Origin of the sequence: Synechococcus sp. MIT S1220, assembly GCF_047303025.1 — a bacterium.
Lineage (GTDB): Bacteria > Cyanobacteriota > Cyanobacteriia > PCC-6307 > Cyanobiaceae > Parasynechococcus.
Genome location: NZ_CP138939.1, coordinates 104,820 through 124,508 on the forward strand (window position 1 = coordinate 104,820; position 19,689 = coordinate 124,508).

At 60.1% G+C, this 19,689-nt stretch carries 18 protein-coding genes; 7 read left to right on the top strand and 11 right to left on the bottom strand.

Features of this window, described 5'->3' with window-relative positions:
* Position 1: 1 nt before the first annotated feature.
* Positions 2–559: a 5-(carboxyamino)imidazole ribonucleotide mutase gene (purE, locus tag SIB64_RS00585; protein ID WP_413442801.1), complete on the bottom strand. Its 558-nt coding sequence runs from the start codon at positions 557–559 to the stop codon at positions 2–4.
* Between the two features lie 33 nt (positions 560–592).
* On the opposite strand from purE, the gene SIB64_RS00590 reads away from it, so the two are divergent.
* On the top strand, positions 593–1,741 hold the full coding sequence (locus SIB64_RS00590; RefSeq protein WP_413441418.1) for an N-acetylglucosamine-6-phosphate deacetylase: 1,149 nt from the start codon (positions 593–595) through the stop codon (positions 1,739–1,741).
* A gap of 27 nt (positions 1,742–1,768) precedes the next feature.
* Positions 1,769–2,476: a magnesium protoporphyrin IX methyltransferase gene (gene bchM, locus SIB64_RS00595; protein ID WP_413441419.1), complete on the top strand. Its 708-nt coding sequence runs from the start codon at positions 1,769–1,771 to the stop codon at positions 2,474–2,476.
* A 91-nt stretch (positions 2,477–2,567) separates the two neighbouring features.
* Here the strand turns inward: bchM and SIB64_RS00600 are convergent, their stop codons facing one another.
* The 5 genes from SIB64_RS00600 to SIB64_RS00620 form a co-directional block, all read right to left on the bottom strand.
* Entirely contained in the window at positions 2,568–5,702 is a 3,135-nt protein-coding gene (locus SIB64_RS00600; RefSeq protein ID WP_413441420.1) for a glycosyl hydrolase family 18 protein, read from the bottom strand.
* A 358-nt stretch (positions 5,703–6,060) separates the two neighbouring features.
* Positions 6,061–6,624, bottom strand: a complete 564-nt coding sequence (locus SIB64_RS00605) for a hypothetical protein (protein WP_413441421.1) — start codon at positions 6,622–6,624, stop codon at positions 6,061–6,063.
* The gene (locus tag SIB64_RS00610) at positions 6,621–7,817 is read right to left on the bottom strand and encodes a DUF2157 domain-containing protein (protein WP_413441422.1); all 1,197 of its coding nucleotides are present in this window, start codon (positions 7,815–7,817) and stop codon (positions 6,621–6,623) included. The genes SIB64_RS00605 and SIB64_RS00610 overlap by 4 nt, the downstream gene beginning before the upstream one ends.
* Positions 7,810–8,787, bottom strand: a complete 978-nt coding sequence (locus SIB64_RS00615; protein WP_413441423.1) for a pseudouridine synthase family protein — start codon at positions 8,785–8,787, stop codon at positions 7,810–7,812. Before SIB64_RS00615 ends, SIB64_RS00610 begins: the two co-directional genes overlap by 8 nt.
* Positions 8,788–8,798: 11 nt before the next feature.
* Positions 8,799–9,539: a response regulator transcription factor gene (locus tag SIB64_RS00620; protein WP_413442802.1), complete on the bottom strand. Its 741-nt coding sequence runs from the start codon at positions 9,537–9,539 to the stop codon at positions 8,799–8,801.
* Between the two features lie 133 nt (positions 9,540–9,672).
* On the opposite strand from SIB64_RS00620, the gene SIB64_RS00625 reads away from it, so the two are divergent.
* Positions 9,673–11,367 (top strand): alpha-keto acid decarboxylase family protein, encoded by a 1,695-nt coding sequence (locus tag SIB64_RS00625; RefSeq protein ID WP_413441424.1) that lies wholly within the window; start codon positions 9,673–9,675, stop codon positions 11,365–11,367.
* Positions 11,368–11,376: 9 nt separating this feature from the next.
* Here SIB64_RS00625 and SIB64_RS00630 read toward each other — a convergent pair whose 3' ends face one another.
* The gene (locus tag SIB64_RS00630; protein WP_413441425.1) at positions 11,377–11,901 is read right to left on the bottom strand and encodes a hypothetical protein; all 525 of its coding nucleotides are present in this window, start codon (positions 11,899–11,901) and stop codon (positions 11,377–11,379) included.
* A gap of 27 nt (positions 11,902–11,928) precedes the next feature.
* On the opposite strand from SIB64_RS00630, the gene SIB64_RS00635 reads away from it, so the two are divergent.
* Entirely contained in the window at positions 11,929–13,089 is a 1,161-nt protein-coding gene (locus SIB64_RS00635; protein ID WP_413441426.1) for a cysteine desulfurase family protein, read from the top strand.
* Between the two features lie 47 nt (positions 13,090–13,136).
* Positions 13,137–13,892 carry a hypothetical protein gene (locus SIB64_RS00640; RefSeq protein ID WP_413441427.1) on the top strand — a complete coding sequence of 252 codons (756 nt, stop codon included), beginning with the start codon at positions 13,137–13,139 and terminating at the stop codon, positions 13,890–13,892.
* Here SIB64_RS00640 and SIB64_RS00645 read toward each other — a convergent pair.
* Positions 13,879–14,424 (bottom strand): DUF456 family protein, encoded by a 546-nt coding sequence (locus SIB64_RS00645; RefSeq protein WP_413441428.1) that lies wholly within the window; start codon positions 14,422–14,424, stop codon positions 13,879–13,881. The genes SIB64_RS00640 and SIB64_RS00645 overlap by 14 nt on opposite strands.
* Positions 14,417–15,337, bottom strand: a complete 921-nt coding sequence (gene rsmH, locus SIB64_RS00650) for a 16S rRNA (cytosine(1402)-N(4))-methyltransferase RsmH (RefSeq protein WP_413442803.1) — start codon at positions 15,335–15,337, stop codon at positions 14,417–14,419. Before rsmH ends, SIB64_RS00645 begins: the two co-directional genes overlap by 8 nt.
* 50 nt (positions 15,338–15,387) lie before the next feature.
* Here rsmH and SIB64_RS00655 point away from each other — a divergent pair, with 50 nt between their 5' ends.
* Together SIB64_RS00655 and SIB64_RS00660 are read left to right on the top strand one after the other, a co-directional pair.
* On the top strand, positions 15,388–16,572 hold the full coding sequence (locus SIB64_RS00655; RefSeq protein ID WP_413441429.1) for an NAD(P)H-quinone oxidoreductase subunit H: 1,185 nt from the start codon (positions 15,388–15,390) through the stop codon (positions 16,570–16,572).
* A 505-nt stretch (positions 16,573–17,077) separates the two neighbouring features.
* Positions 17,078–17,533 (top strand): acyl-CoA thioesterase, encoded by a 456-nt coding sequence (locus SIB64_RS00660; RefSeq protein ID WP_413442804.1) that lies wholly within the window; start codon positions 17,078–17,080, stop codon positions 17,531–17,533.
* On the opposite strand, the gene SIB64_RS00665 is transcribed toward SIB64_RS00660, so the two are convergent.
* Positions 17,520–18,719, bottom strand: coding sequence for an AMP-binding protein (locus tag SIB64_RS00665; RefSeq protein WP_413441430.1), 1,200 nt, complete (start codon positions 18,717–18,719; stop codon positions 17,520–17,522). The genes SIB64_RS00660 and SIB64_RS00665 overlap by 14 nt on opposite strands.
* Positions 18,719–19,687, bottom strand: coding sequence for an o-succinylbenzoate synthase (locus SIB64_RS00670; RefSeq protein ID WP_413441431.1), 969 nt, complete (start codon positions 19,685–19,687; stop codon positions 18,719–18,721). Before SIB64_RS00670 ends, SIB64_RS00665 begins: the two co-directional genes overlap by 1 nt.
* Positions 19,688–19,689: the final 2 nt, after the last annotated feature.

The following is a 19,689-nucleotide window of genomic DNA, read 5'->3' on the forward strand; positions in this document are numbered from 1 at the left end:
ATCAAGAGGTCGGCATGCCCTTCAGATACGCCGTGCTGCCCAGATCGAGCAGCCGGGCATCCTTGGTCACAACCGCATCGTGCAGGCTGCGGCGATAGTCCGCCAGACGCTGGGCCAGAGCCGGTTCCGAAACCGCGAGGATCTGAGCAGCGAGCAGCCCTGCATTGAGCCCACCACCGATGGCAACGGTGGCCACGGGAATTCCCCCCGGCATCTGCACGATGGAGTGCAGTGAATCAACACCTGAAAGAGCGCGGCTCTTCACCGGTACACCGATCACCGGCAACGTCGTGAGGGAGGCCACCATTCCCGGCAGATGGGCGGCCCCTCCGGCACCGGCGACGATCACCCCAAACCCCTGCTCCCGAGCGGACTGAGCGAAAGACACCATCTCCAATGGTGTTCGATGCGCCGAAAGCACACGCACCTCAACGTCCACCCCCAGCTCACGCAGGATCGCTGCCGCCGGTTCCATGGTGGGCAGATCGGAATCACTACCCATCACCACAGCAACACGAGGAAGCACTGTCGTCACAGCAAAGACCGGCAAGACTGCCATCGTCTCCCGCACCGCCCCTCGCGGCCAGCTCCGATGCGACGGATTGTGGACCTGCGCCTGCCGGCACCACTGGGTGCTGATGCCGACCTCCGCCATTGGATCGAGCTCGATGAGAGGGAAACCATCACAGCGGTTGCTCCGATGCAATCCGGCTGCACCATGGCCGGTGACAGCTGGTGCGGCGACTGGCTCAGCCCTCGGGGGGTGGATCTGCAGATCAACGGAGGGCTTGGACTGGCCTTCCCGGAACTGACCGACACAGACCTGCCGCGCCTGCTGCAACTGATGGAGCATCTCTGGGCTGATGGGGTGGAAGCGATCGCACCGACCCTGGTCACCTGTGGCGAGAAAGCTCTCCGGCAGGCCCTAAGGGTGCTGCGTGCGGCCCGTGCTCAGCATCAAAGGGGGCGTTGTCGACTCTTGGGAGCCCACCTGGAAGGGCCATTTCTTGCGGAAGCACGCCGTGGCGCCCACCCGCTGGAGCACCTGGCGAGCCCGAGCCTCACTGCACTGGTGGAACGCATCAGCGGTTTCGAAACGGAGATCACATTGGTGACCCTGGCGCCGGAACTCGACGGTTCGGCTGCGGTCATCCGCCATCTGCGACACCACAACATCGCCATTGCCCTGGGGCACAGCGCCGCCTCAGCCAAGGAATCGGCCAAGGCATTCGATGCGGGGGTGGGGATGATCACCCACGCTTTCAACGCGATGCCAGGCCTGCACCACAGGGCTCCAGGTCCCCTCGGCGAGGCTTGCCGCCGGGGCGGAATCGCCCTTGGATTGATCGCCGACGGCGTGCATGTGCACCCAACGATGGCGCTGCTGCTGCAACGACTGGCTCCAAGACAGATCGTTCTCGTCAGCGATGCTCTGGCCCCCTACGGCCTGGAGGATGGGGAACATCGCTGGGATGAACGGGTGTTGCTGGTGCGGAACGGCACTTGCCGACTGAAGGACGGCACCCTGGCAGGGGTGACCCTCCCCCAGCTGGAGGGCGTGAAACGTCTGGCGGCCTGGAGCCGTGAGCCAGGTGCGGCGATCTGGAGTGCGACGGTGGCTCCCAGGCGCTTGATCCAGAGCGATGCAACCCTGACGCAACCGCTGATCGGCCGATCACTCCAGGAGTTGCTGCGTTGGAACCTGCGCGAGGAAGATCTTCACTGGGCCTGCGCTGCTTAAGATCCCGGCGACTCAGTCCCTCTCCCGATGGCCACCGACAACCTGCAGAAACAGGCCGAGAAGCAGGAGGTGAAGGGCTACTTCGAGACCACAGGATTCGATCGCTGGAACCGCATCTACAGCGAAAGCGACGATGTGAACAAGGTGCAGCGCAACATCCGGATCGGTCATCAGAAGACCGTCGATGAAGTGCTCAGCTGGATCCAAGAGAGCGGCGAGCTCAACGATGTGAGCTTCTGCGATGCAGGCTGCGGTGTGGGCAGCCTGAGCCTGCCTCTGGCCGCCATGGGAGCCGGATCGATTAGCGCCAGTGACATCTCAGCGGCCATGGCCGAGGAAGCCGAACGCCGTGCCCGCGAAGCCGGCTTGAGCATGGAGACACTGAACTTCTTCGCCAGCGACCTGGAAAGCCTTCAGGGCTCGTTCCACACGGTGTGCTGCCTGGATGTGTTCATCCACTACCCGCAGCAGCCTGCGGAGGAGATGGTGAAGCACCTCTGCGGTCTTACGGAACAGCGGTTGATCGTGAGCTTTGCGCCATACACGCCATTGCTGGCACTGCTAAAGGGCATCGGCCAGCTGTTCCCAGGGCCCAGCAAAACCACCCGGGCTTACACGCTCAAGGAAGACGGCATTGTGAAGGCCGCAGAAGCCTGCGGATTCAAGCTGGTGCGCCGAAGCCTCAATCAAGCCCCCTTCTACTTCTCACGCCTGATCGAATTCCGTAAGGTCTGAACATACCAAAAAAACAATATCTAGACAAATATCCTCCCTTCATGCAGGGAGGATCAACATCAATCAGCATGCTTCATCGAGGAGCTCAGATTCAAGCCAGGCTGGTGAAATCGGTCATACTAAATTCACCATTTCCGCCGACTATATAATCAAATTCAGGCGCTCGATTGACCACATCAGCATACGATGATCCCTGGCGCAGCAGATCAGCAGCAGCCTTCACCAGACTAAGATCTCCTTCGGCATCATTGCTGAGTGCCCAGAACATCATCCCGCCAAGATCCTTTTCCTGGATATAAGCCGCTTTACCGGCAATCGTGGCCACGGTTTCCATCGAACTCCATTCGTCACCGTTATAGACAAAAGCCGCTTTATTGTCGTCATCCCAGTAGAGATCGCGCTGCCCGGTGACAACATCCTCCACGATGTCCTTGTAATCGTAAACACCCGCCTCAAAAGATCCCGTCGCCGAAGCACCACGGCCAGGCTGTTGATACCCGAAGCTTCCCCCATCACTCACATCACCCCAGGCGCGGGTGTAAGCCGGAGCACCCATCACCACCTTGCTGAGGTCAACACCAGCATTTTCAAACACCCCCACCGCTGATGTGACGTCGTAATTGTTGGCATCGCCAGTCATCGCTGCCTGGTGACCGGTCACGTTCTCCCAGCCACCGTGGAAGTCGTAGGACATCACGTTGTAGAAATCGACGTAATCGTCGATGCCTTCTAGGTTGAGATTGGCAAGCTTCTCGTAACCCCCAGCGGTGGCGATCGAGATGTCGTATTGCTCGCCAGTTTGATCACTTAGATCATCCAGTGCAAAACGCAGATCCTCCAGAACTAGCGCAAAGTTTGCACCATCCTCCGATAAAACCGCATTGCCGGCCTTGCCACCACCACCGGGATATTCCCAGTCGAAATCAACGGTATTGAAGAAGTCATACTCCTGAAAGATACGCACCGTTTCGCTGACGAATTTGTCGCGGCCGGCCTGGGTGGAATAAGCGGTGCTGAATTCATCGGAGAGCGTCCAACCACCCAGAGCAAAGCCGAGATTCACTTCAGGATTGAGCTCCTTAAACCGCCGCAGCTGTTCAAAATTGCCAGCGTCATTGGTGCCGACACCATTCCAGCCGACCGGCACAGATGTCACTGTGACCGAATCCCCCGCCTGGCTGATGATGTAGCGACCGGAGCTCGCATAGGCCGCCAGCAACTCCGGATCGATCGCGGCATAGTCAGCGGAGGAGAAGCTTCGACTGACCTGATCCGCCTGAGGGAAACGCTTCTGCAGGGCTGCGAATTCGTCGAACAGGGTGATCGAGCCATCCGATTTCACATCGAAGAAGCTGTAGTTCATGTGGGTCATCGACTGACCGTCGACATCCGACAGATTGACGTCGCGTGAATAGATCCCCCACTCCTCGAAGTAGGTGACGATGCGCTTGTCAGTGACCCCATCGGGAGCCTCGTCGTCGATCTTCACGGTGCCGCCATCGACGACATCGGAGGACTCCACTGAAGAGGCCGGCATTGGATCGACCGGGGCCACGGGATCGAAGGGATCAACCGGATCGGTTGAATCGTCCGACCCGGCGGGACCATCCATCGCGGCATTCATCGCATCAGACGTGTCATCCGGAACGGATGAAGACGCATCGTTATTGGCCGCATCAACGGGCGCCATCTCAGGGGCGAAATCGAACACCTGATCCGCTGATGTCGCATCACCAGCGCCCTGGTAATAAGAGCTATGAGACGACCCAGCGGCCAGAGCTGCCGACCAGGATTTTGGGGAGAGGGTCACCCGATATCGGCCGTCGTCCTGGAGCTCGTTGCTGAACTCGAAGTTGCTGACGCTTTTGAGGGGTGCATCGGAGAGGAAGCTCACCGACCAATCGCTCCCCACTGATTCGGCCGTTATGTTCGTGACCGTCACGTTTCCAGCGAAGGTCCCCGACCAGCCACCCGTGATGGTGGCGGACACCACCAGACCCGAGGAACTGGGTTCAATGTCAACGGACGGCGCAAGATCGGCAGGCATCTCCATGGCCATCTCGGGATCAGCGCCCATGTCGGACTCCATATCCATTTCGGACTCCATCGCCATCTCGACATCCATTCCCATCTCGAGATTCATCTCCATATCTGGACCCATCTCCATCGATCCGTGGTTCCCCATGGAATGGCTGTCGTGGGGGGGCTGCTCATTCACCGCCACGTCACCGGACTGGGTCTGGAAGCCATCCGTCAGCTCACCTGCAGGAGCTTCGGGAGTCAAAAGAGTGGTGCGATCTCTCAGCGCCAAGGTGTCAACCGAGCGACCAAAAGGGGTCTCAAGGTTGTCTTCGACGATCTGATCGAAATGGAATTCCAGGCTGGCGCCAGGGATGGCCTCCAAGCTGGTGTTCTGGAAGATGAAAGTCTGCCCGGTGGGCTCGGTCGAAATGACCAAATCAGCACCGTCCTGCGTCACGGAGAGACGCTCGCGCGTGCCGTAATAGAGAAAGCTGATCTTGTCGGTGGCCGGATCAAAGTCAGAGATGGTTTCGACCTTGCCGTACGCGTGTGAACGGATGTAGGTGGTGTTGGGATCCTTCCTGCCAACCCCGAGCTCCCAAGACACAACGCCGCCAAGGTCCTGACGAAGGTGTTCATTGCCAACCACGCCATAGTCCTCAAGGGCCAGCTGGTCGTAGGTCACGCCGACGAGGGTCATCTTCTGGGCGTCGTTCCAGGGGCTCAAAAACGTGACGTAGCCCTCTTCCGTCTTGCCGAGAATCAAGTTGTGAACGGACTGACCACCAAAATCGAGGGAATCAATCCCAGGACGGAAGTTAATGACATCACCGGAATAAACATCAACCTCAAACACCCTCGCCGGCAGGTCTACCTCCTGTGAGGACGTGGGGAGTTCGGTTTCGTTTTCGGTTTCAATTTCCTTGCCAACGGCTTGTTCTTCAACAGGGTCAGGGCCCAGAAACGGAAGCGTTTCTGGGGTCGGAGGCACTTCACCGCCCTCAACGAAGAGCATGGCATCCGTCAACACACCACTTGTGGGCAGTGCGACACTTGTAGCGTTGAAATTCAGAACCGTTGAGCCACCAGCGGGGATGGTCATCCCCCAGCTCGGAGGAGTCACTGTCACTCGCGAGATCCCCTCACCGAGATCCACAATCTCCGCGACAGATGACCAGATGTGAATATCTTTCTGGGCAGTCAAGAATGTGAAAGACCAGTCAGACAACGCTGCGTCACTCGTGTTAGTCAGATTCAGCTGACCAGACATTCCACCCCAGTAGAGGCTTCCCGAAACAGAAGCTATAAGAGCCAAAACTTTTTACATTGAATGAATATTTCAAACAATAAGGAAGGGTCAATCTTGACAACTAAGAGAATAATGAGAAACCACTAAGGAAGCCAACATGCCCCGATCCAAATATCCCCATTTTGGGGGATTGACAAGCCTGCATTGAACAAATATCGAAAGAAAGAGACGCCTCACAATCACCGAAGGACAATCCTCCAACGAGATCGAATTTGAAATAATTACTATCAAACGATCATCAATCTTCTCGTGCCTAACGCACACCCAGGGGCACGATACGTCCTTCACGCTCCTCTCCCAGTTGAATCGGACGAGGCAACCCCGAACGGGGCAAGGTCACTTCGACCCAGAGAGGATCATCGACCGCACGAATCGACGGATCATTGACATCAGGAGGAATGAAAAAGGCCAACGGGTCCTGCAACGCCACCACGACAGCACCGGCTTCGCTTCGCTTCCAGCCGGGGTGAAGCGCACCACCGGAGTCTTCAAGTGCCACCAGGCGATTCCCGTGAACCTTGAACCGTACGGCGATAGTGCTGGAACCATTGCTGGCGCTGGGCTCAACCAGCTGGGGGCTTCTCTCTGTCCCGGCTTCAACAGGCACCACAAGGCGAAGACTGATGTAGCGCCCACGTATCGGCAGATTCGGATCGACCGGCTCGGTCGCGACCCAGCCCCGCGGCCGTGTGATGCGATCGAGCCAAAAACTGAATCCGATCAGAAGCAACACATTGAGCTGCACAGCAGCCACCCACAGCCCCTTGGCCCGTAATGAACGCGTCCGCCATGGCCAGCGCGACTGGGAGGAGCTCATGAATGCTGGTCTCCCGCCGCAGGAAGGAGCCTCTTACGCAAACGCTGCAACCCCCAGCCACCGACAAGAAACAGCAGACCAAGGCCCAACAGGCTGAGCGAGCGTTCGAGTCGGCCCATCACCTCCATGACATAGAAACCGAGCAGGGTGATCGCGAACAGGGCGATCCCAACATTGACGCGTTCTGCGCGTACCTCCACAGCACCCCAGGCCATCAAGCCGATCGCCCCGAGGCCCCACCACAGGTAGCGAAATGCTGTGATCTCCTGGCCTGGAATCTGCAGGTCCAGCAGAAGCCAGACCATCGCGATGCCCAGCGGCCAGACCCGCTGCCGCCGCAGCCACCAGCCCAGCAGCATCGGCCCGCCAAGCATCAGCGGCCAGAGCAATCCATTCCACCAAGCGAAGCTGGGAAGCCATCCCACCGATGGATCCCGGCTGAGCGTGCACGCAAGCCAAGCAACGATGGCAGGCCATACGGCCAGACCTCCCACCCACATCAGCACCCGTTTCCCCTCCGAGGGTGAGGGGCGTGATGGGGCGGTGAAATAAGTGATTGCCAGCAGAACGGCGCCTGCGGTGAAGGGGATCTCCCCAAATTGGGCGAACTCCTCAGGAGCAAGCCGATCCAGTTGCAGGGCGAGGACCGCCATCAGCCATGCAGGCCCCACAAGGGAAAGCAGCACCAGCTGCGGCCATTGCCGCAGCAGCAGCCAACCGGCCGCCGCACCAAGGGACCACAACAAAAGGCCCCATTGGAACGACCAGGCGACCTCCAGATGGAAGATCTGCGCGAACAGAAACACGGCTGCTCCGAAGCTGATGGTGCCAACGCCATGCAAGCCAAGGCTCATGGTTGGGAATCCCTTGGCGAACCAACTCCCGCCCCCATGCAAACCCGTCGTGAGAAGCACCAGCAGCACCGCACGCCAGAGGGGAGACAGATGATCCCAGTGGGCGGCCACAAACAGGAGAAGGCCTGCGGCAAGCAACAACGAGCCAAGCAGGATCATCAACCGCACTGGCCAGCCAAGAACCCGCGATAGCTCCGGACGCAGAGCCTGATGTTGCGCCCGGCCTCGCTCCCACTGGTTAATCGCCGCAGCTTCAGTCGGATCAATCAACCCTGCGTCCTGCCAACGTTGAAGATGGAATGTCCAATCAGCAGGAGAATCGGAGGGAGGCTTAGCCATCTAGCCGTTTCGTGACCGTCCGATCCTGACGTGATTCAGTGACCGGACAGCAAAGGCGTAAGCCAGGGGCATCCAACCGCCAGGCATGCAACCGATACCCCCCATCACCCGGCGTGACGGACGCAGCGATCTCCCGGTCCAGCAGGTAAAGCGGATCCCCAAGCAACGGACTCCCTAGCTGGGCCAAATGAATGCGGATCTGGTGGGGCCGTCCGGTATGAATCGTCACCTCCAGCCGATCCCCGGCAGGCGTCCGCTCCAGAAGCCGCAGCTCGGAATGGGCTGAAAGCCGCCTGCGAATTGGCTCCTGCCGCAAGGGCTCGGGTCCCCAGATCCAACCCAGGCGCGGATGAGGCCGCTCGACCACATCACTTTTCACGCTGATGGGCTGTTCGATCTCCAACCCCGGAATCCGATGCGCCCATGCCTGATAAACCTTGCGGCAGTAACCATCGGGCCGAAACTGACGGGACAGCGATGCCCTGCGTTGAACAGTCCGAGCACAGACCTGCAGCCCGGAAGTGAACCGCCCGAGACGATGCACAGGCTTGGGGGGGTGACGTTCACCAGCAGCTCGGCTGCGTTGCTCCAGCAGTGATGTGAGCGTGTGCATCAGGAACCCGCCTCCCGGCATCACAGGCAGCCCGGCGGGTTTGTTGATCACAAGAAGGTCGCCATCATCCTGGATCACATCCCAGACATCAGGGATGGCGTCCTCCAGCCAAGGCGGGCGCACCCAGGTGATGAGCTCTCCTCCAGTCAGGCGGAGATCAGCCGTGATCTGCTCACCGTTGCGACGCAATTGGCCCGCCACGAGGCGACTGCGCCAGAGCTCCAGGGAGGAATGGCGATAACGACTGGTCATCCAGGTGCTCAGGCGTTGCCCGGATTGGGCTGCTGGAACACGGTCCTGATAAGACCAGCCGTTGTTGAATCCCGCCGGTAGCCAGCCCTCCTGCGGGTCCTCCACCGGCGTTGGCCTCAATTGACCAACCGATGTTCCAGGGCGTAACGCACCAGTTCGGTTCGGCTGGACGTGCCCGTCTTGTTAAACAGGCGACTGACGTACTTCTCGACATTTCGGATCGAGGTCTCCAGCTGCCGAGCGATCTCTTTGTTCATCAGTCCCTCCGCCACCAGCTGAAGCACGCTTGCCTCTCGGGGCGTGAAGCTGTGCACCACTGGATCCTTAGCCGGCAGCGCCTCTGCCTGGGCCAGCAGTGAGCGGATTTCAGTGATTTGCTTGGCCATCTGGCCCATGTCCGTGTCGGCAAAGCGGGCCGCCTCCTGCAGTAACCGCTGCTGACGTTGCGCCACATTGCGCACCCGAGCCACCAGCTCATCGGGATCGAACGGCTTCGGGATGTAATCGTCAACACCGGCGAGATAGCCCTGGGTGCGATCCGCCGTCATGCCCTTGGCAGTGAGAAAGATCACCGGCGTGCCGCCGAGCCGTTCGTCATCCCGCAATTTCTTCAGCAGTCCGTAGCCATCAAGTCGCGGCATCATCACATCGCTGATCACCACATCAGGCAGCATCTGCTGAGCCTTCGTGAACCCCTCTTCGCCATCCACTGCTGTGGTTACATCGAAGCCCTCGTCTTCGAGATAGGCCTGCACCGCGGTCCGCAGGCCAGGCTCGTCATCCACCAACAACAGCCGTGGAACGGGAACCGCAACCTCCTGCTCATCGGTGCTGGGCGTGGTGGGCGCGTCGCTCATGGCTGGGATCGCTCTTGGCGCAATGTATGGAGCCAACGCCTGGTGGACCAGTGCGGGTAACTCAACCCGTTCCGAACCGGTCTTCCAGCTGCAGCAGCGCTGACCAGACTTCGGGAAGTCGTCCTGGTCCGCCGTGTCCCCCAGCGTTGCGGAGTACACCCTGAACCGACTCGCAGACCTGGGCATCGAGCATGTCTTCGGGGTCCCCGGCGACTACGCGTTCCCGATCAACGACGCCGTTGAGGTGCATCCACGCCTGACCTGGGTGGCCTGCGCCAACGAACTCAATGCGGCCTATGCCGCCGATGGGTATGCCCGTCGCCGGGGGGCAGGCATCCTCTGCACCACATATGGTGTTGGAGAGCTGAGTGCGATCAATGGGGTGATGGGCTCCATGGCGGAGCGGCTGCCGGTGTTCCATCTGGTGGGCACTCCAAGCCAGCGGATCGTGAAACAAGGGCTGATCTGTCACCACACCCTCGGTGATCAGACCTACGAACGTTTCGAGGCGATCTCCGCAGCTGCCTGCTGCGTCAGCGCCCGGCTCACGCCAGACAACGCCGTGATCGAACTGGAACGGGTCATCAACAAAGCCCTAGAGGACTCCCGACCGGCTTACCTCACCCTGCCTATGGATCTGGCTTTGATGCCGATCAACGGCAGCCCGATCAGCGGTGAACCGCTCGGCAGCATCACGCAGCACCAGAGCGTCCGCCACGAACTGGATGCGGCGATTGAGCTCGTGATGACGCGACTCGCTGCCGCTGACCAAAGCGTTGTGATTCCCACAACCACTCTGCAGCGCTACGGCCTCATTGAGGTCTTCAACAACTTCCTTGAGGCCTCCGGCCTGCCCTATGCCACCACACCGATGGACAAGGGACTTCTCAGTGAAGACCATCCGGCCTTTATGGGCATGTACAACGGCACTCGCTCCTCGCCGAACTCTCTTGAACAGGTAATCGAACGGGCCGATCTGTTGCTGGATGTGGGTGGACTCGTCATGGAGGACCTCAACACAGGTCTTTGGAGCGATCAACTCGATCCACGCCGGATCATCAGCCTCAGAGCCGATTGGGTTCAGGCCGGAAACCAAGTGTTCACGGGCGTCAGCTTGGCCGATCTCCTCGCAGGACTGACCGATCGCCTAACGGCGGAAACCAGCGGCGAGAAGCGATGGGGGGAGGCGCGCCCTGTGCAGCCATCGCCCTTCCTGCCTCTGGTGGGAGATGGCGACGAGCTGATGCAATCCTCTCTGTTCTATGCCTGCTTGCAGCGCTTCCTGCAGGCTGGGGACCTCTTGGTCGCCGACACCGGCAGCTGCCTGCTGCAGCTCAATGCCCACCGTCTACCGGCCGACGTAGCGATGGAAAGTCAGACCCTTTGGGGATCGATCGGCTGGGGAACTCCCGCCACGCTCGGCTGCGCTTTGGCGGAGCCGGATCGGCGTGTGGTGTTGGTGAGCGGCGATGGAGCACATCAGCTCACGGCCCAGGAACTGGGGGTGATGCACACCGCCGGGACACAACCGGTCGTGATCGTGCTCAATAACGGTATTTATGGTGTCGAGGCATTGATCAGTGAAACCGGGCACGCTTACAACGATCTGCCGAAATGGAACTACAGCCGCCTGCCGGACGTGTTCGGTTGTGAAGGATGGTGGTCAGCTCGAATCAGCAGCCGCAGCGCGCTCGAACGGGCTTTTGCAGAGATCCGAAACCACAGGGGAGGTGCCTACCTGGAGGTGATGATTCCTGCGGAGGAAAGCCAACCCCTACCTGAGGGGCTGATCGAACAGCTGCATCAGACGCACACACCGAACGTTTGAACCGATTCCTCAGCGCGGGACAACCGGCAGCTTCTCCTGTCGCTCGGGGACCAGGGTTGAATAACCAAGCGAGAGAGCCTTCTCTTTCAAGGTGGAAGGGTCGGTCCCGGCCAGCTCAGGGAAGCAGGCAGCCCACCACACCAGGTGGTCCTCCCGGTTTCCCTCAATGATCGGCCCACCAGGATTAATCGTGCGTACGAACACTGCGGTCTCCGTGCGTTTCACCCGAACAGGGTCTGATGGACTGCAATACACCGTCTCTTGATAGATGTTGATGTCTGCAGGGGATTCCTCCCAGATGCTGAAGCGCCGGAGGGTGGGATCGCCGGCCTCCTTCTTCAGGCCATACATCCCGATGAGACGATTGCCGCCGGCATCGGGTTCTTCAATCAGCACGATCAAGTCCTGAGGACGCGATTTCTTCATCTGCTCGAGCACGTCCTTCCGATCGATCGACCATGCCCAATCCGGACGGAGCAGTGAGGACGCGACCACGATCGCCCCTGCAAGCGGCCAGGAAATCCACGAACGCATGCGCGGCAGCGGCTGAAGATCTGCACCATGGTGGCAAGAACACCCACAACCCACCTGTCCCAGTCACCACTTTCTCTGGATCACCAAGCCACCACGCCCTGTGCGCCGGAGGTGGTGGAAGCGATGGCGCCGTACTGGAAAGAGCACTGGGGAAACCCCTCCAGTCGTCAGCATCGGCTTGGCCTGAGCGCATCAGCCGCTGTGAATCTGGCGCGTCAACAGCTCAACAAGAGCCTGGCGCTGCGGCACTCAAGCCTGGTGTTCACCAGCGGAGCAACGGAAGCCAACAATCTGGCGCTGCTGGGACGAGCACGTCATCACGGCCAGTCTGGTCACCTGATCAGCGTGAGCACCGAACACCACGCTGTTCTGGATCCCCTAAGGCAACTGCAGCGTGAAGGATTCCGGGTCACGTTGCTGTCCCCGGGGGGTGATGGCCTAATCACAGCGGATCAACTCCGGACGGCCCTGGAACCCGACACGTTTCTGGTGAGCGTGATGGCGGCCAACAACGAGATCGGAATTCTGCAACCGCTCCAAGCGCTCGCTGCACTCTGCCGCGAACGAGGCATCAGCTTTCACTCCGATGCTGCCCAGGCCTTCGGCAACATGCCTCTGGAACCGGAACGTCTCGGCCTCGATCTTGTCAGCCTCAGCGCCCACAAGATCTACGGTCCAAAAGGGATCGGAGCTCTGGTGATCCGAGACGGGGAAAGGCTTTCACCACTCCTGTGGGGCGGGGGACAGCAGGATGGCTTAAGACCCGGAACGCTTCCAACGCCGCTGATCATGGGTTTTGCAGCGGCGGCCAGCCTGGCCGTAAGCGATCTGGAGCAAAGCCGAGCGCGCCGCTCGACGCTGCGGAACAAACTCTGGGAAGGACTGCAGCATCGCGTTCCTGGGGTGCTGATGAATGGTGCAGCAGAGCCACGACTGCCGCACAACCTGAACATCACCATCCCGGGGCTGAATGGGCGACGCCTGCATCAGGCCTTGCGTTCAAAACTGATCTGCAGCAGTGGGTCCGCCTGCAGCCGAGGGGAACCGTCCCATGTACTCCAGGCCCTTGGCCGCAGCCGCGCCGATGCGGAGGCCTCGTTGCGCCTCAGCCTGGGACGTGACACCACCGAAACAGACATCGATCGAACCATCGAGCTGATCAGTGAGGTTGCATTTTCACTCCGATGAAAAAACTGTCAAATCGGCTACCTTCCGCCCCATGCAGCTGGTGCGTGATGAGCGAAACCCCCACCGACGGAAGGCTTCACGTTCTCAAAGCCGTTGAGGACGGCTGGACTGCATTCACCAAGGCACCGTGGACTTTTGTTCTGTTCACACTGCTGCTGGGCGTCCTAACGATTTCCTTTCAGGTCGTCAGCGCCATCGTCTCAGCATTTGCAGGCAACGTGGTGATGAACGGAGGGGAGATCGTCCTCACCATTGCAATCTTGCTGGGTTCCTGGATCGTGAGTCTCTGGGGCGTGACCGGGATGGTGCGGGGATCCTGGATCGCGCTCGAGGGTCGCAAACCTGAATTCTCCGATTTCATTCGCTGGGACGGGAGGGCAGCCGGACGCGTGTTCCTGCGCTGGATTGCCCTGGGCATCTGCTTTGCAGTGATCGGTGCTGTCTGTGTGTTGGCTGGCTTCGGCCTCGGCCAGCTCAACGAGCTGCTGATCATCATCCCCGCCGTCGTGGCGATTGTTCTGTTCACCTACCTCTCGGTCAACCAGAAATTTCTTCCCTATGTGGCGATGCTGGAGGAGAAGGGGCCGATCGAGAGCATCCAACGGGGGCGCAGCGCCGTTGATCCGTCCTGGTGGTGGGTGGTTCTGCTGCTGATGGTCGACTCGATCATCATCAGCATCGGCGCTTTGCTCTGCGGCGTCGGACTGTTGGTGGCAGCCCCCGTTGTTGCCTGCATCACCACGGCCGCCTACCGCCAGTTGTTCGGCACAACCGATGGATTGGCCCTGATCAGCTCCGACTGAGCAGCACAAAACCACTGATTCCCATCAGCGCCAGAGCGACCTGGGCCACCCTGCTCACCAGAAGGCCAGCCACCACAGCCAGGCCGACCACGGCTCCGCGACGGCCAGCGATCAGCCAGCCCTGAATTCCAGGGCTTTTTATTGAGGCCAACCCTTCCGCCACAGCAGCTCCCAGCCAAGGGCCGAAGACTGCACCCAGGAGCGGACCACCCAGCGGCAAGGCCGGCAGCAGGCCCAACAGCCCAAGCATCAATCCCAGCCCTGCCCCAAGGGGCGCCCAGCGACTGGCCTGCAGCCGGCTCGAGGCCAGACCGAGCGCCATCAGGTCGGCGGTGAAGCCGAGTGCAAAAACCGCCAAAGACAACAGCACGGCGGGCCAAGCCGCTGCCCAACCGACGGCGAGCCACCAGAATCCCGCTCCCACCGGCAGCCAGATCAGCCCTGGCAGCAAGGGCAGCAACGTTCCGGGAACCGCCAAGAGCTGAATCAGCAGCGCAACCCACCAGAACCACGGCAGCAAGGGCTCAGCCATCGCCACCTGCTTGCTGAATGTTTGTGCGGCGACGGGCTATCCGCAGCTTCGCGCTGCGGCTGCGCGGGTTGCTCATTTCCTCCTTTTCCGAAGCCACGATGGGTTTACGGGTGACCCGCTCCAGGCGCGCATCGCGCAGAAAAGCGGTCTTCACCCGCCGGTCCTCCAGCGAATGAAAGCTGATGACCCCCAGCAGACCATCCGGTTCCAACCAGTCCGGCGCCCGCTGCAGCAAGTCGTCCAAAACGTCCAGTTCACGGTTCACGGCAATCCGCAGGGCCTGGAACGTCCGGGTCGCCGGATGAATCCGGCCCCGTCGCGCCTTGGGGGAGTAACAGCCCGCCACGGCATAGGCCAGCGCCGCTGTGCCTTGATAGGCCCCGGTTTGCGCCAGGTCTGATTTGATTCGACGCGCGATTCGACGGGAGAGGCGTTCCTCCCCATAGCCATAGATCAGATCGGCCAGTTCATGTTCCTCCAGCCGATCGATCAGTTCTGCTGCGGTTTCTCCCCCTCCCTCGGGGTTCATTCGCATGTCGAGCGGCCCATCCAGACGGAAGCTGAAGCCCCGTTCCGGCACATCCAGCTGGGGACTGCTCACCCCCAAATCGGCCAGGACCATCAGGGCAGGCTCTCTCGGGGTGTAATCCGCGAAGTTGGTGGCCACGATCTGAACCCGCTCACCAAAGGCATCCAGCCGCGCTGCCGCCGCCGCCCGTGCGGTGAGGTCCTGGTCGAGACCGATCAGACGGAGCCCTGGACGCTGTTCCAGCAGCAAAGCGCTGTGGCCACCACCGCCGAGGGTGGCATCGATCAGCAGGCCTTCCTGGCTTGGCAGCGCCTTCGCCGCCGCCAACACCGACTCCGCTAGTACGGGAATATGGCAAAACCCAGACGATGAAGACAAGCGAATCGTCAGCGGGGACTCCTTAAGATCTACCTAACGACGTCGCCATCGCTCCCATGACGCAGCTGGAAACGCGCACGGAGCCGATGGTCGTCAACTTCGGCCCACATCACCCGTCCATGCACGGTGTGTTGCGGCTGGTGGTGACCCTGGACGGTGAGGACGTCGTGGATTGCGAGCCGGTGATCGGCTATCTCCACCGCGGCATGGAAAAAATTGCCGAGAACCGCACGAACGTGATGTTCGTTCCCTACGTCAGCCGAATGGACTACGCGGCTGGAATGTTCTACGAAGCTGTTGTGGTGAACGCCCCGGAGCGGCTGGCGGACATTCCGGTGCCGAAACGCGCCAGCTACATCCGCGTGTTGATGCTGGAACTGAACCGCATTGCCAATCACCTGCTCTGGCTTGGCCCCTTCCTTGCCGATGTGGGCGCGCAGACGCCCTTTTTCTACATTTTCCGCGAGCGGGAGATGATTTATGACTTATGGGAAGCCGCCACAGGCCAACGGCTGATCAACAACAACTATTTCCGAATCGGTGGCGTTGCCGCCGATCTCCCTTGGGGATGGCTTGAAAAGTGCCGCGATTTCTGTGATTGGTTCGCTCCGAAAATTGATGAATACGAAAAGCTGATCACCAACAACCCAATTTTCAGACGCCGCATTGAGGGGCTGGGAACCATTGAAAAGCAAGATGCGATCAATTGGAGCCTGTCAGGACCAATGTTGCGCGCTTCAGGTGTCCCCTGGGATTTACGCAAGGTTGACCATTACGAGTGTTATGACGACTTCGACTGGAATGTGGCTTGGGAAAACGAGGGCGATTGTTTTGCTCGTTACAGAGTTCGGATCGAAGAAATGCGCCAGTCGTTGAAAATCCTGCGTCAGGCCTGCGACATGATCCCCGGTGGCCCCACTGAAAATCTTGAGGCCAAACGACTGAACGAAGGCAAAAAAAGCGAAGCCGCGGGATTTGACTTCCAATACGTCGCCAAAAAAGTGGCTCCTACATTCAAGATCCCCAACGGTGAACTCTACACCAGGCTGGAATCAGGAAAAGGTGAAATCGGCATCTTCATCCAGGGGAATAACGATGTCACACCATGGAGATTCAAAATCCGTGCTGCTGACAGCAACAACCTCCAGATTCTTCCCCACATCCTTAAGGGGCACAAAGTCGCCGATATCATGGCCATCCTTGGATCAATTGACGTCATCATGGGATCGGTAGATCGCTGATCAATTTGCCTAATTGATTTAACCGCTTGTGATCACTGCTACGTCAGAATCTTGAACATAATGCGTCGTTAATTTGCTCGGCCTGCATCAGGTCCCAAATCAATCAGACTTCCAACATTTGTGGATGTCTATGGGATTAATAGTGGTAACATCTTTTTACAAACTTTTCAGAATCGTCGCAATTTTCGCTTTTACCTGATGGCAGAAACATAAGACTCAGAAGACCCCTCTACGCAACATCCAGGCAAAGAATTGGATGCATTAACCGATCACATCATCTGCTCTCCGCCAATCCCAGAACGATTGAACACCGGCCATTTCTTCCCTCCTTAAATTCACTTCTGAAAAATCATATTTTGAACTAACAACGCTCACCAATGACTGTCACAAGTACTCCTACCCAATTACAATCCCCACACCTCAAAAATTGCTTTGAAGCATCGTCTTGCATAAAGGTATAAATAGTGAAGAGATAACAGCTGAACAAACTTAGGAGGAGTGATCTCTGAAAAGCACCAACTGGCTCGAACTGCAGCGGCGGGTCCGCTTTGGTGATACCGATGCAGCAGGTGTGATGCATTTCCATCAACTGCTCCGCTGGTGCCATGAAGCCTGGGAGGAGAGCCTTGATCTGTACGGCGTGGCAGATGCTGCGGTCTTTCCCGGCGGCCGCGGCCAGGCTCAATGGCCAGAGGTTGCCTTGCCGATCACCCACTGCAGTGCCGATTTCCTGAGGCCCATCCATGGCGGCGACCACTTGACGGTGCAATTGGAGCCGGTTCGGCTTGATCCCTGCACATTTGAGGTGCGCAGTGTGTTCATGTTGGAGAGTCAACCCGTTGCCAGAGGCCTGATCCGACACGTGGCGATCGCCATTGAAAATCACCGGCGATGCGCATTGCCAGAAGCCATTGATCGATGGCTGGAGGCCTCCGGCATGGGACAACTCAGAGCGTTCTGAACCACTGCAGCCAGCGGGAGCGCTCCCATTTCCCCGCAGCTGTGGGGGCAAGCGCGTCGCACAGCACCCAGCGGCGCGGTCGCTCCGCTGGGGGCCAGCTGGCGGTGAGGCGGTCCAGAAGCGCCAGCTGGGCAGGATCGCCAAGGCGCACGAGTGCTACCAGCCGTTCCCCCCACTCTGGATCGGGCACGCCCAGCAGCAGCACCGCCTCCAGAGACAGTTGATGCCTACTGGCCAGCGCCAGAAGGCGAGCCTCGAGGGACTCGGGATGGATAATCTCTCCACCGGTTTGGATCGCACCATCGCGTCGGCCCAACACCTGAAGCCCTGCGATGGACTTCGCCCGATCACCGGAGCACCACCAGCCTGAGGGGCCAGCCAACGGAGCCAGACGATCAGGAACCGTGGCCTGCCAGCACCCCACAGCCAGGCGTGGTGTCTTGACCAGCAGCGCACTGTCGGCATCAAGGCGCAGCTGAACGTCGATCAAGGGATCGCCACAACCGACCTCCCCATCAAGAAAGCGCTGGGGAGTGAGGGCCGTCACCATCGCCGCCGTTTCAGTGGCCCCGTAGCAGGGGGCGAGGCGCAATCCATGCAGCCTGGCCTGATGCGCCAACGGGCTGGAAAGCGCCGCACCTCCCAGCCAGATCACCTTGAAATGCTGGAGCCAGCTCACGCCAATGGGATCGGCCATCAAGCGCATCAACTGAGTCGGCACGAGAGACAGCAGGGCTGGCCGGACGCACCACCCCTCCTGCTGTTCGCAGTAACGCATCAAGGCAGGGATATCCCGCATCAGGGCCGGGGGAAGCCAGACATGGGAGACCCCCCAGCGGCGGCTGCGCCACCAGGGCATCAAGCCGCTGACGTGATGCATCGGCAACGGGTTGAACAACTGCACCTCAGCCGCTGCGATTCCGATGCGGGCGAGCCACAGCGCCGTGGCGCTGGCGGACTGGTCGAAATGCGCGACGGGATGCAGGCATAACCGTCGGCTGCCGCTGCTGCCTCCCCCCGCGAGAAGCAGACCGGGACCAGGCGGGATGATCGTCTCCGGAACACGTGATTGCTCGGCCCCGGGGCCGATGAGCTGCACCCAGTGGTCATCGTTCAGGGCGGCTTGGAGGCTCACCGCTGCGCGGGCGGGCCAACGGGGATCGCAGGACAGGCACTGCAACCGCATCAGATCACGGCGGCCCAGACCTGCTCGGGATCATCACTGAACAGCGGGCCCGCCGGACACCATCCAGGAGCAAGACCTGGGGCTGTTGGGGTAGGCCCGGTCATCTGGAGCGCTGCCAGGTGGTGAATTAGTCGGCGACCGATCCCTGTTTCAAAGGCCGTGCTCACCATTCGCCATGGCACCCCTTCCTGCAGTTGGCGCAAGAGCGGACGGGGGTCTCCCTCCAAGGCGGGGCGACGCACTTGCCAGCCTGGCCAGCTGTCACGCAGCTGAGGATTGCACGCAAGCGATTCATCAAGGGCCACGGGTCCGTACTTCGCCAAACATTCGAGACCGTCATGATCGTCGGGCGGGAGGGGTTGCTCGAGCCAGGCAAAGCGGGAATCCCCAGCCAGCGCATCAAGCCAGGACCTGGCGGTTCGGCGATCCCAGCCGCCATTGGCATCCAGACGCAGCTGCGCCGTCGATGGCAGACGCTCCATCAGCTGCTCCAACCAGCGGCGCTCCAGGTCATCGGAGGCTGCCGCCACCTTCCACTTCAAGGTGAGCTCACGGCTGCGTCCCCGTTGCTCCAACACCTTGTCGAGCTGGGGAAGCATCAGTCCGCCAGCCGGGAGGAGCTGGGCGGCGGCCGGCGGGGGCAACCAACCGGTCCGCGAACGCGGACCGACCAGCCCATCCAGCTCTGCTAAAGCACTGCCCAGACCAAATCCAAGGGCTGCTGAGAGCTGCGGCAAGCGCTCCTCCAGTTGGTCTCGCTGGAGCAGGGAAGGCATCGCACCAAGTTCCTGCTCGCAGCGAGTCAGCCAGCTCCCGTCCAGCGGGGCCACCTCCCCCCAGCCGATCGCCCCATCAAAACCCTCCAGGCGCAACAGCCATCCGCATCGCTCGCTCAGCACGCCAGCTGCGGTCCGCAGCGGTTGACTCAATCTGAACCGGAACGGACGGAAGGTGAGCGCGAAGTCCATTC